General features: G+C 53.1%; 12 protein-coding genes. 4 read left to right on the top strand and 8 right to left on the bottom strand.

Annotated features, from left to right (window positions below; all coding sequences use genetic code 11):
- Positions 1-544 precede the first annotated feature (544 nt).
- Together purH and purD are read left to right on the top strand one after the other, a co-directional pair.
- Positions 545-2,134 (top strand): bifunctional phosphoribosylaminoimidazolecarboxamide formyltransferase/IMP cyclohydrolase, encoded by a 1,590-nt coding sequence (gene purH / locus A1WG_RS14325; protein ID WP_001187579.1) that lies wholly within the window; start codon positions 545-547, stop codon positions 2,132-2,134.
- Between the two features lie 11 nt (positions 2,135-2,145).
- Positions 2,146-3,435, top strand: coding sequence for a phosphoribosylamine--glycine ligase (purD, locus tag A1WG_RS14330; RefSeq protein WP_001517541.1), 1,290 nt, complete (start codon positions 2,146-2,148; stop codon positions 3,433-3,435).
- Here the strand turns inward: purD and zraR are convergent.
- The gene (gene zraR, locus A1WG_RS14335; protein WP_000679878.1) at positions 3,432-4,757 is read right to left on the bottom strand and encodes a sigma-54-dependent response regulator transcription factor ZraR; all 1,326 of its coding nucleotides are present in this window, start codon (positions 4,755-4,757) and stop codon (positions 3,432-3,434) included. The two genes, purD and zraR, sit on opposite strands and share 4 nt — an antisense overlap.
- Positions 4,754-6,151, bottom strand: coding sequence for a two-component system sensor histidine kinase ZraS (gene zraS, locus A1WG_RS14340; RefSeq protein WP_001211947.1), 1,398 nt, complete (start codon positions 6,149-6,151; stop codon positions 4,754-4,756). Before zraS ends, zraR begins: the two co-directional genes overlap by 4 nt.
- Before the next feature lie 237 nt (positions 6,152-6,388).
- Here zraS and zraP point away from each other — a divergent pair, with 237 nt between their 5' ends.
- Positions 6,389-6,817: a zinc resistance sensor/chaperone ZraP gene (zraP, locus tag A1WG_RS14345; protein ID WP_000828219.1), complete on the top strand. Its 429-nt coding sequence runs from the start codon at positions 6,389-6,391 to the stop codon at positions 6,815-6,817.
- Between the two features lies 1 nt (position 6,818).
- On the opposite strand, the gene A1WG_RS14350 is transcribed toward zraP, so the two are convergent.
- From A1WG_RS14350 to nudC, 6 genes are all read right to left on the bottom strand, one after another.
- A complete protein-coding gene (locus A1WG_RS14350; protein ID WP_010375907.1) occupies positions 6,819-7,514 on the bottom strand; it encodes a DUF1481 domain-containing protein in 696 nt (231 codons plus the stop codon).
- Between the two features lie 12 nt (positions 7,515-7,526).
- Positions 7,527-7,799 (bottom strand): nucleoid-associated protein HU-alpha, encoded by a 273-nt coding sequence (hupA, locus tag A1WG_RS14355; protein ID WP_001044513.1) that lies wholly within the window; start codon positions 7,797-7,799, stop codon positions 7,527-7,529.
- A 186-nt stretch (positions 7,800-7,985) separates the two neighbouring features.
- A complete protein-coding gene (locus tag A1WG_RS14360; RefSeq protein WP_000940106.1) occupies positions 7,986-8,576 on the bottom strand; it encodes a YjaG family protein in 591 nt (196 codons plus the stop codon).
- Between the two features lie 42 nt (positions 8,577-8,618).
- Positions 8,619-9,290, bottom strand: a complete 672-nt coding sequence (gene nfi, locus A1WG_RS14365; protein WP_000362400.1) for a deoxyribonuclease V — start codon at positions 9,288-9,290, stop codon at positions 8,619-8,621.
- A 9-nt stretch (positions 9,291-9,299) separates the two neighbouring features.
- Entirely contained in the window at positions 9,300-10,364 is a 1,065-nt protein-coding gene (hemE, locus tag A1WG_RS14370) for a uroporphyrinogen decarboxylase (RefSeq protein WP_001517539.1), read from the bottom strand.
- A gap of 39 nt (positions 10,365-10,403) precedes the next feature.
- Positions 10,404-11,177, bottom strand: a complete 774-nt coding sequence (gene nudC / locus A1WG_RS14375) for an NAD(+) diphosphatase (RefSeq protein ID WP_000373924.1) — start codon at positions 11,175-11,177, stop codon at positions 10,404-10,406.
- Between the two features lie 93 nt (positions 11,178-11,270).
- On the opposite strand from nudC, the gene A1WG_RS14380 reads away from it, so the two are divergent.
- A complete protein-coding gene (locus tag A1WG_RS14380; RefSeq protein WP_000934291.1) occupies positions 11,271-11,747 on the top strand; it encodes an Rsd/AlgQ family anti-sigma factor in 477 nt (158 codons plus the stop codon).
- The last annotated feature ends 15 nt before the right edge of the window (positions 11,748-11,762 follow it).

Genomic DNA, 11,762 nt, shown 5'->3' with positions numbered 1-11,762 from the left:
GCGTCTTGCGACGTTAAGAATCCGTATCTTCGAGTGCCCACACAGATTGTCTGATAAATTGTTAAAGAGCAGTTGCGACGCGGCTTTCAGCTCACTGTCGCGAGGTGGCGTATATTACGCTTTCCTCTTTCAGAGTCAACCCTGAATTTCAGGATTTTTTCTCTTCAACCGAACCGGCTGTTTGTGTGAAGTGATTCACATCCGCCGTGTCGATGGAGGCGCATTATAGGGTGTTCTCCGTAGGCCGCAATAGAAAAATTGCAAAAAAATGACTGACTGCTGCATTCCCCAGCAAAACCCCGCTTTATACCTTTTTACACACAGAGTTATCCACAATCATCAGCGTTATTTCTGTATTCCTGAACCGCTAATGGCAATCAAAATCGAGATCACCATCGAAACAAAAAAATTCGCGAGCGTTGCGCAAACGTTTTCGTTACAATGCGGGCGAAAAATAAAGATGCCCCGTTAGGGGCGTTAGCTGAGTTTTTTGCGAAAAATTCAGCTAACGCTCTCTGTAATAGTCAAATCCAGGGGATTTACCATGCAACAACGTCGTCCAGTCCGCCGCGCTCTGCTCAGTGTTTCTGACAAAGCCGGTATCGTCGAATTCGCCCAGGCACTTTCTGCACGCGGTGTGGAGCTGCTGTCTACAGGGGGCACTGCCCGTCTGTTAGCAGAAAAAGGCCTGCCGGTGACCGAAGTTTCCGATTACACCGGTTTCCCGGAGATGATGGATGGACGCGTGAAGACCCTGCATCCAAAAGTGCACGGCGGTATTCTGGGCCGTCGCGGTCAGGACGATGCCATTATGGAAGAACATCAGATCCAACCTATCGATATGGTGGTCGTTAACCTGTACCCATTCGCCCAGACCGTGGCCCGTGAAGGCTGCTCACTGGAAGATGCGGTTGAGAACATCGATATCGGCGGCCCAACCATGGTGCGCTCCGCCGCCAAGAATCATAGAGATGTCGCTATCGTTGTTAAGAGCAGCGACTATGACGCTATTATTGAAGAGATGGATGCCAACGAAGGTTCTCTGACTCTCAATACCCGTTTCGACCTCGCCATCAAAGCCTTCGAACATACCGCCGCCTATGACAGCATGATCGCCAACTACTTCGGTAGCATGGTTCCGGCTTATCACGGCGAGAGTAAAGAAGCGGCTGGCCGCTTCCCGCGCACACTTAACCTGAACTTCATTAAGAAGCAGGATATGCGCTACGGTGAAAACAGCCACCAGCAAGCTGCCTTCTATATAGAAGAGAATGTGAAAGAAGCCTCCGTTGCCACCGCAATCCAGGTTCAGGGTAAAGCCCTTTCCTATAACAACATCGCTGATACCGATGCGGCGCTGGAATGCGTGAAAGAATTTGCGGAGCCAGCCTGTGTGATTGTGAAGCACGCTAACCCCTGCGGTGTCGCCATCAGCAGCACGATCCTTGATGCTTACGATCGCGCGTATAAAACCGACCCAACCTCCGCATTCGGCGGCATTATCGCTTTTAACCGTGAGCTGGATGCTGAAACCGCGCAGGCTATTATCTCCCGTCAGTTTGTTGAAGTGATCATTGCGCCGTCCGCCAGCGAAGAAGCCCTGAAAATCACCGCCGCCAAACAGAACGTGCGCGTCCTGACCTGTGGTCAGTGGGGCGAGCGTGTTCCGGGCCTCGATTTCAAACGCGTGAATGGCGGTTTGCTGGTTCAGGATCGCGATCTGGGCATGGTTGGCGCAGAAGAACTGCGCGTGGTGACTAAACGCCAGCCGACCGAGCAGGAACTACGTGATGCGCTGTTCTGCTGGAAGGTGGCGAAGTTCGTGAAATCCAACGCCATCGTCTATGCCAAAAACAATATGACCATCGGGATTGGCGCGGGCCAGATGAGCCGCGTGTACTCCGCGAAAATCGCCGGTATTAAAGCCGCCGATGAAGGTCTGGAAGTGAAAGGTTCCTCGATGGCTTCTGACGCGTTCTTCCCGTTCCGCGACGGTATTGATGCCGCCGCCGCTGCGGGCGTGACCTGCGTAATCCAGCCTGGCGGTTCTATCCGCGATGACGAAGTGATTGCTGCCGCCGACGAGCACGGTATTGCGATGCTCTTCACCGACATGCGCCACTTCCGCCATTAATGGAGCGACAGATGAAAGTATTAGTGATTGGTAACGGCGGGCGCGAACACGCGCTGGCCTGGAAAGCGGCGCAATCGCCGCTGGTTGAGACCGTATTTGTCGCACCAGGTAATGCGGGAACGGCGCTGGAACCTGCGCTGCAAAACGTCGCTATCGGCGTGACCGATATCCCGGCGCTGCTGGATTTCGCGCAAAACGAAAAGATCGACCTAACCATCGTCGGCCCGGAAGCACCGCTGGTGAAAGGCGTGGTTGATACCTTCCGCGCCGCTGGGCTGAAAATCTTCGGCCCAACCGCAGGTGCCGCACAACTGGAAGGCTCGAAAGCATTTACTAAAGATTTCCTGGCCCGCCATAAGATCCCTACGGCGGAATACCAGAACTTCACCGAAGTAGAACCTGCATTAGCGTATCTGCGTGAGAAAGGCGCACCGATCGTTATCAAAGCGGACGGTCTGGCCGCCGGGAAAGGTGTTATCGTGGCGATGACACTGGAAGAAGCTGAAGCGGCTGTTCACGATATGCTGGCGGGTAACGCTTTTGGCGACGCGGGTCATCGCATTGTGATCGAAGAGTTCCTCGACGGCGAAGAAGCGAGCTTTATCGTGATGGTGGACGGCGAACATGTGCTGCCAATGGCCACCAGCCAGGATCACAAACGCGTAGGCGATAAAGATACCGGGCCGAACACCGGCGGGATGGGTGCTTACTCTCCTGCGCCAGTGGTGACCGATGAAGTTCATCAGCGCACGATGGAACGCATCATCTGGCCAACCGTAAAAGGCATGGCGGCGGAAGGCAACACCTACACCGGTTTTCTCTACGCGGGTTTGATGATCGACAAACAGGGTAATCCGAAGGTTATCGAGTTTAACTGCCGCTTTGGCGATCCGGAAACCCAGCCGATTATGCTGCGCATGAAGTCCGATCTGGTTGAACTCTGCCTGGCGGCCTGTGAAGGCAAGCTGGACGAGAAAACGTCCGAGTGGGATGAACGTGCTTCTCTCGGCGTGGTGATGGCTGCGGGTGGATATCCAGGGGATTACCGCACCGGCGATGTGATCCACGGCCTGCCGCTGGAAGAAGTGGAAGACGGCAAAGTGTTCCATGCGGGTACGAAACTGGCAGATGACGAGCAGGTGATCACCAGCGGCGGGCGCGTACTGTGCGTCACCGCGCTGGGTCATACCGTGGCAGAAGCGCAGAAACGCGCTTATGCCTTAATGACCGATATCCACTGGGATGATTGCTTCTGCCGGAAAGATATCGGCTGGCGCGCCATCGAACGCGAGCAGAACTAACGCGACAGTTTTGCCAATAGCGTTTTGCGCGTGATCCCTAACTGGCGGGCGGCTTCGGTTTTGTTGCCGCCCGTTTTCTCCAGCGCCGCCAGAATCACCTCCTTTTCCACTTCCACCAGCGGCTGAATATCCTGACTTTGCACCAGCGGAATCGACGTACTGGCAATCGCCAGCGGCAGCTCGCGTTCGGAAATATATTCCCCGGTCAGTAGCACCACCGCCCGTTCCACTGCGTTTTCCAGTTCACGAATATTCCCCGGCCAGTCGTAGTGAATTAGCAGATCCATCGCCTGCGGCGTAAAGCCTTTTACCGCCTTGCGATTACGTTCAGCAAAGCGCTGCAGAAAATGATCTGCCAACAGAGGAATATCTTCCCGCCGTTGACGTAGCGCCGGCACTTCAATCGCCACCACGTTCAGTCGATAGTAGAGATCCTGGCGAAAACGCCCGGCATTCACCTCTGCGGCAAGATCGCGATGGGTCGCGGCAATCAGCCGGACATCGACAGAAATAGTCTGGTTGCTGCCAACACGCTGGACTTCACGCTCCTGAATGGCACGCAGCAGACGAACCTGCATCATTGGAGAAATATCGCCAATTTCATCGAGAAACAACGTGCCGCCGTCCGCCTCAACAAAGCGCCCTTCCCGCCGTTTATCGGCACCGGTAAACGCCCCTTTTTCATGACCGAACAATTCGGACTCCAGTAAGGATTCGTTGAGTGCCGCACAGTTGAGCGTTACCAGCGGTTTTTCACTACGTGCGCTACTGGCGTGAATTGCTCTGGCAACCAACTCTTTGCCGGTGCCAGAATCGCCGTGGATCAACACCGTGGCTTCCGATGGTGCGACGAGGGCTATTTCACTGAGTAAGTGTTGCATCGCCGGGCTTTTCCCAACCATCCCAAACTGGCTGGCTAGCACGGTAGGCGTTTCAGAAGCGACAATCTGCGTATGAGCAAGCGCCTTTTCCAGCGTTGCCTGCAAGTTATCGAAATCCAGCGGCTTGATGAGATAATCCAGTGCCCCGGTTTTCAGCGCTTCTACCGCCGTCTCGACGCTGGAGTAAGCGGTCATAATCAGCACCGGAATTGCCGGATTTAACGCTTTAATCTCTTTCAGCGTGGCGATGCCGTCCATCTCCGCCATTCGCACATCGCAAAGCACAAGATCAAAAACCTGTTCCCGCACCTGCTCCAGCGCCTGTCGCCCGCTGTTCGCCAGCGCGACGTTATAGCCCCAGCCACGTAGCAATGCCTGCAAGATGGTGCAGTGGCTAATGTCATCATCCACCACCAGAATATCGATGTTATCGTGCTTCATCCTTGTGGGTCCTTACGATTAATATTCACCGGAAGCCAGAGGGTGAATGTTGCACCTTTCCCCTCCTGGCTGGCGACCTGAATTGTACCACCGTGTTGTTCAACAATATTATGCACAACCGCCAGCCCCAGCCCGGTGCCTTCGGCTTTGGTGGTGAAGTACGGGGTGAAGATAGCCTCCAGTTGATCTGCCGCAATTCCCTTACCGCTGTCGGTAACGTTAATTTTCACGCCATTGCCGCTTTCACTTGCCGTCACACTAATCACGCCATGCTCACCAATAGCCTGAATAGCATTGAGATAAAGATTTAACAGTACCTGAGTCAGTCTGTCCGGGTCGGCCTGAATTTCCGGCAACCCGTTGTTAGCGTTAAAGCACAACTGTATCTCACGACTCTGAGCGTCCTGGCTCACCAGTTGTAATGAATGGTTAATCAGGGTATTGAGCTCCACCGCCTGCAAAGCAAGGTGCGTTGGCTTGACCAGTTCCAGCAGTTCGCTCACCACGCGATTCAAACGGTCGGCTTCTTTCGCCATCACCTGCGCCAGTTGATGCGCTTCGCCCCCCGCGGGCGTGCGCTCGGCAAAATATTTCGCCAGTCCTTTAATCGATGAAAGTGGGTTACGGATTTCGTGGGCGACGCCTGCCGCCAGATGCCCCAGCGCCACCAGCTTCTCTTTGCGCTTCATTTCATCCTGCAATAACTGGCGCGAGCGAAGGTAACGGCGATACCAGAAGAATGACAACACGCTCGCCAGCAATACCGTCGCCAGAGCAAAGAGAATAATCAGGGTATTGCGCTTCTCCCCAATCTGGGTTGCAACCAGATCACTGGCATCAACAGCGATAAAAATAGCCTGTTGTGCATCTGCCTGTGGCTCAGGTTTGCCGTTACAGCGCGGCATATTATGCATCCCATGCCTCCAGGAGGCTGACATGGGCTGAAACAAACGATAGACCTCAAGCGCAGGCGTTTTTTCCGCGTCCTCAAGCAGTCGCCAGCGGGAGTTTTCCTCTGGCTTTAACTGCCGCATTTCATCAGGCGAATAGAGTGCACGCCCGACCATTTCTGGGTCACTGTGAAGAATGATAATGCCCTGCGCATCGGTGACCGCAAACCACAACACCCCTGGCTGGCCTGCCATCTCTTCCAGAAGTGCCTGTTGCTGCACATGGTGCATTCGCATCCCCATCCCTACGCGACTTCCTGACTCCAGAGCGCGAATGAGCACATTACCTTTTTCCAGTAATGCCTGGCGGTCAGCCTCGCTTGCCCGCCCATAATCGCGAATCACCGTCACCGCAAACAATCCCACCAGCCCAACAATGACTACGGGGAGGATCGCGCTTAACCATTTGGCTAATGTGTCTTTAGAACGTTGCATAAAACGCATCTTCTTCTTTGCCTGTTCATCCCTTTTTGACAGCACAAATCATGCCATCTTTTATTGCCCCCTACCCTGCGCTGTAACACAAACGCTTATCTTTCAATGAGTAAAAATGACTCGCTACCCACCACAATCGGGTCATTTTTACTCGCTAACCGCGCCAGATTGCCCGTTACATCGGTGTTTCATCGTTGGCACGAAAGATGCAATACGTAAAGTAAGACAACCACTGGAGGATTAACCATGAAACGGAACACGAAGATTGCCCTGGTGATGATGGCGTTTTCAGCAATGGCGATAGGCTCAACAACTGCATTTGCCCACGGCGGACACGGTATGTGGCAGCAAAATGCAGCGCCTTTGACCAGCGAACAACAAACTGCGTGGCAGAAAATCCATAATGACTTTTACGCCCAAAGCAGCGCGCTGCAACAACAACTGGTGACGAAGCGTTATGAATACAACGCCCTGTTAGCCGCTAATCCACCGGATAGCAGCAAAATTAACGCAGTCGCCAAAGAGATGGAGACTTTACGTCAGTCATTAGATGAATTGCGAGTTAAACGGGATATTGCGATGGCTGAAGCGGGTATTCCACGCGGTGTCGGAATGGGCATGGGTTACGGTGGCTGCGGAGGTGGTGGCGGCCATATGGGTATGGGCCACTGGTAAATCAGAACGTCTTCTCGTTGGGTTGCCAGCGACAAAAGTCAGAGTTTGCCACTAACAGTAATTGTGAACCCTCGGGCGCTTCCAGCCATGCCACGCTCACATCAACAGAAGAGCGGCTCTGGCGGCGCTCGATATGCGCTATCGCCTGCGAATCTAAATCAGGCTTAATGGTTTGCCCTTCGCAGGTAGTCACAGTCTGTTCCATCGCATGCCAGCGTCCCTGACGCAGTACCACTCTCCCCTGACGTAAGGCGTCGCTAATCTGGCGGATCTGGTCTGCACGATAACGGTATAAATCGATTTGATCGTTAGAAAGCTGCTGCTTTTGCCCGTCGGACTCACGTTGCATAAAGCTCAGGTCACCGCGCTCGTCAAAGCGTGCGCGGATATTCACCGGCGGTTTGCTGTAAACGTTGATATTGATAAGCGTGAGGTTATCGCCCTGCCAGCGGTATTCACGGGTAGTGGTATCGCCATTGCGCCACGGACTGAACACGGCAAGCAGATGGATATTATCGCCGCTGTCTTTTCGCCAGATGCGCACTGCACCCTGGTCTTCGGCAAACCCACTGGCGGTAAAAGGGGGAAGTGAAGAGTTGTGGCTACAGGCAGAGAGAAACAGCACGCCTGCCAGCATCAATGTGCGACGCCAGAAAGACAAAAGGGGTGAAACCACCCCTTCGTTAAAACTGTTCACTGCCACGCAATCTTACTTAACTGCGTCTTTCAGTGCCTTGCCAGAAACAAATGCCGGTACGTTAGCTGCGGCGATTTTGATTTCTTTACCGGTCTGCGGGTTGCGGCCAGTACGCTCAGCGCGGTGGTTCACTTTGAAGGTTCCGAAACCAACCAGTTGTACAGCATCGCCTTCTTTCAGAGACTCAGTAATTGCAGCCAGAGTGGACTCCAGAGCAGCTTTAGCCTGGGTTTTGGACAGTTCTGCTTTCTCTGCAATTACATCAATCAGTTGAGTCTTGTTCATAAGTTATCCTTACAATGTGTTTATCGCTTGCTAAGCATCGAGTGCGACGGAAATGCCAGAATAGCACTCTCCTGCATACACGCACCGATAGCCACTTTTTTTCGCCCCCCAAATGTAGACCAGACGGGGGGCGAAAGGGAAGACTCCAGGTACGACAAATCAGGCGTTAATTCACGTTTTCTGGTCTTATTGCTGAAAAATTATACCAATATTGCTCTCACCCGCCTCACGCAGGTCTGCCCTAAGGCCCTTTATCAGCTCAATGTCGCGTTCTTCGCACTCGGCTAAAAGTCGGAATATTTCCCACTGAATGTCCCATTCTTGCTCAACGGCCGGGTTTTCTTTCAGCTCTTCATCGCTCATTTCGCGACCAGCCTGGGTCATTTCCAGCATCGCAACGGTGGTGATGGAAGTCTTACTGACTTCCACAGCGTGTTCCAGTGTTTCGCCACTCAAACGCGAATGAACCAGTTCACTTAACGCCACGCAGGCATCGATTGCCGGATAAACACCGTACAGATCGAAATCATCTGCTGAAGGGATAGCTTCCTCAAATTTCTCCAGTTGACTGTCGAAATTCACTTTTGCGTCTTTGACAGTCAGCGTTTCCCAGATGAGATCAAGAATGCGACGGTAAATCTGCCCATCACCGAAGCCGGTTTGCTGGCAGAACATGGCGTAATTGGGGTACATGCGTTCGCATAAGCAGGCCATAAAAGTAACGTGCTGCCAGCTTTCCAGGCGCTCCAGACGCAGATGAATCGGGTTTTGTAACATGTTGAGTTCTCAAATACGGAAATTATCCGCAGTTTACCTGAATTAGGGCTGATTTGCTGTATAGCGCACGAACGCCGGACGTTCCGAGGCCACAGCATCCGCCCAGCGCGTTGGTTCTGGCAGACGATAGCCTTTCATGCAGCGTTGTACCCACGCCAGCGCGCTATCCACGCTGATCCGATGACCAGTAGCAATAAACAGCGGATTACAGCGCGCTTTGCTACGCCAGACCCAGGCCAGTTGCTCGCCTTTGTCCATCAACGGCGACAGCGCGCCCGGTTCGCTGGAGAGTGGTTCGAATTTACCACATAGCCGTTTTTTCGCCACGCCAATGGTTGGCACATCGACTAATAAGCCAAAATGACTGGCGACGCCAAGACGACGCGGATGCGAGATCCCATGACCGTCGACAAACACTAAATCCGGTTTTTGCGACAGCATCTCCCACGCTGCCAGCAGCGCAGGATATTCGCGGAAGGAAAGAAAACCAGGAATGTAAGGCATGGTGGTGGCGATGCGAGCCACTTTATACTCCACCAGCTCAAGAGTGGGATATTTCAGCAGCACTATCGCCGCTCGCGTCACATCTCCGCCCTGCTCAAACCCAACATCGGCTCCGGCGATCAGATCCGGAGGATCTTTATCGAGTCGATCCTCGCGGATCACAGAAGAGGCCAGTTCAAGTTGTTGAGCGCGTAATGACGCGAGATCCATAATCACTCCTTAACGGTGGTACTGTTCGGACAACCGATGTACTGCCTCCACAAAGACACCGGCATGTTCTGGCGGTACATCCTGGTGAATGCCGTGACCAAGGTTGAAGACATGACCTTCACCATGACCGAAACCGGCAAGAATTGTCGCCACTTCTTCTTCAATGCGGGCTGGCGGCGCATACAGCATCGATGGGTCCATATTGCCCTGCAACGCGACTTTATTACCCACGCGGCGGCGCGCATCAGCGATATCCGTTGTCCAGTCGAGACCCAGCGCATCGCAACCAGTTTCCGCCATCGCTTCCAGCCACTGTCCACCGCCTTTGGTAAACAGTGTTACCGGCACACGGCGGCCATCGTTTTCACGCAGCAACCCATCGACAATTTTATGCATGTAGTAGAGCGAGAACTGTTGATAGTCACGTCCGGTGAGCACGCCGCCCCAGGTGTCGAAAATCATCACCGCTTGCGCACCGGCTTTGATTTGCGCGTTCAGGTACAGGGTGACGCTTTTCGCCAATTTATCGAGTAGCGCATGCAGCGTTTGCGGATCGGCATACATCATTTTTTTGATCACGGTGAAAGCTTTGCTACTACCGCCTTCCACCATGTAGGTCGCCAACGTCCACGGGCTGCCGGAAAAACCAATTAGTGGTACTTCGCCTTTCAGTTCGCGACGAATGGTACGTACTGCGTTCATCACGTAACCCAGTTCATCTTCCGGATCCGGAATCGGCAGTTTATCGACGTCTGCTTTACAGGTGACTGGCGAGGTGAATCGCGGGCCTTCTCCGGCTTCAAAATAGAGTCCTAACCCCATTGCATCCGGAACGGTGAGAATATCGGAAAACAGAATCGCCGCGTCCAGCGGATAGCGACGTAGCGGCTGCAAGGTGACTTCACACGCCAGCTCGGCGTTTTTGCACAACGACATAAAATCGCCCGCCTGAGCGCGAGTAGCTTTATATTCCGGTAGGTAGCGACCCGCCTGGCGCATCATCCATACTGGAGTGACATCAACGGGCTGGCGCAGCAGCGCCCGCAGATAACGATCGTTTTTGAGTTCGGTCATTTTGGCTGTTCCTTAGTGCGTCAGGCGGTCAGTGTATCATCACTCATACTCTGCCCGACACATCGCCACCGTATCTTCTATCAGACGGCGCGCCACAGTGCCCGGTGGTGGCAATAATGGTAAATCGTCGTAGCGATACCAGTTCGCCTCCAGCAGTTCTTTCGGATCAATCACGATGTCACCACTGTCATACTCCGCCATAAACGCAGTCATCAGCGACTGAGGAAACGGCCACGGCTGAGAGGTCACATAACGCAAATTCCTGACTTTGATGCCACTCTCTTCCATCACTTCCCGCGCGACCGCCTGTTCGAGGGTTTCTCCGACTTCGACAAATCCGGCGAGTACCGTATGGACACCGTTACGATGCCGGGTATGCTGGGCAAGTAGGATCGAATCATCGCGACGGATGGCAACGATAATGCAGGGAGCGATTTGTGGGTAGTAACGCTCACGGCAGTGGCTGCACAGCATCGCCCATTCGGTTTTGCTTGGGTACATTTCATGCCCGCAATATCCGCAGTATTTATGCGAACGGTAAAACTCCGCCAGTTGCACGCCGCGTCCGGCTAATTGAAACAGCCCGACGTCCAGATCAATAACCTGGCGCACCGAGCCCATATCATGGCGACGCTGCTGTTGTACCAGCCAAACAGGTTCTCCTTGCCATTCGCCTATCTGCAGTGCGCGCTGACCCACAAGATCAAAATTTGCCGCTTTGCCATATGGCAATTCTCCCTTCGGCAACCATAATTTTTGCTCATGGCTGACTATCCACCAACCGTGATCTAATTTTTCAATTATACGATCCATAGCTCTTGCACTACCTTTGCTTCACTGGCATGTTTAACATGTTTTTTACATTCTCACTGAGCAGTTTTTGAAGACAAACTTGCGGAGTCAATCATGCTTAACCAGCTCGATAACCTGACGGAACACGTCAGAGGAAGTAACAAACTGGTTGATCGCTGGCTACATGTACGTAAGCATCTGCTCGTGGCTTACTACAATTTGGTTGGCATTAAGCCTGGCAAAGAATCGTACATGAGGCTAAACGAAAAAGCCCTTGATGATTTTTGCCAGAGTCTGGTCGATTACCTTTCTGCCGGGCATTTCAGTATTTATGAGCGCATTCTGCATAAACTGGAAGGCAACGGGCAGCTCGCTCGCGCCGCGAAGATTTGGCCGCAACTGGAAGCCAACACGCAGCAGATTATGGATTACTACGATTCCAGTCTGGAAACCGCCATAGATCATGATAATTATCTTGAGTTTCAACAGGTTTTATCTGACATCGGTGAAGCGCTGGAAGCACGCTTTGTGCTGGAAGATAAGCTAATTCTGCTGGTGCTTGACGCTGCCCGCCTCAAACATCTTGCTTGAATTATGCGCTGTTAA

Origin of the sequence: Escherichia sp. KTE96 (assembly GCF_000408525.1) — a bacterium.
GTDB classification, from domain to species: domain Bacteria; phylum Pseudomonadota; class Gammaproteobacteria; order Enterobacterales; family Enterobacteriaceae; genus Escherichia; species Escherichia marmotae.
Note: the sequence above shows the minus strand (reverse complement) of the source record. Positions and strands in the feature narration are given on the sequence as shown.

Bases quoted from the DNA above. Each gene is read 5' to 3' on its own strand.
- purH (WP_001187579.1), top strand. From the start codon at position 545: ATGCAACAACGTCGTCCAGTCCGCCGCGCTCTGCTCAGTGTTTCTGAC.
- purD (WP_001517541.1), top strand. From the start codon at position 2,146: ATGAAAGTATTAGTGATTGGTAACGGCGGGCGCGAACACGCGCTGGCC.
- zraR (WP_000679878.1), bottom strand. From the start codon at position 4,757: ATGAAGCACGATAACATCGATATTCTGGTGGTGGATGATGACATTAGC.
- zraS (WP_001211947.1), bottom strand. From the start codon at position 6,151: ATGCGTTTTATGCAACGTTCTAAAGACACATTAGCCAAATGGTTAAGC.
- zraP (WP_000828219.1), top strand. From the start codon at position 6,389: ATGAAACGGAACACGAAGATTGCCCTGGTGATGATGGCGTTTTCAGCA.
- hupA (WP_001044513.1), bottom strand. From the start codon at position 7,799: ATGAACAAGACTCAACTGATTGATGTAATTGCAGAGAAAGCAGAACTG.
- A1WG_RS14360 (WP_000940106.1), bottom strand. From the start codon at position 8,576: ATGTTACAAAACCCGATTCATCTGCGTCTGGAGCGCCTGGAAAGCTGG.
- nfi (WP_000362400.1), bottom strand. From the start codon at position 9,290: ATGGATCTCGCGTCATTACGCGCTCAACAACTTGAACTGGCCTCTTCT.
- hemE (WP_001517539.1), bottom strand. From the start codon at position 10,364: ATGACCGAACTCAAAAACGATCGTTATCTGCGGGCGCTGCTGCGCCAG.
- nudC (WP_000373924.1), bottom strand. From the start codon at position 11,177: ATGGATCGTATAATTGAAAAATTAGATCACGGTTGGTGGATAGTCAGC.
- A1WG_RS14380 (WP_000934291.1), top strand. From the start codon at position 11,271: ATGCTTAACCAGCTCGATAACCTGACGGAACACGTCAGAGGAAGTAAC.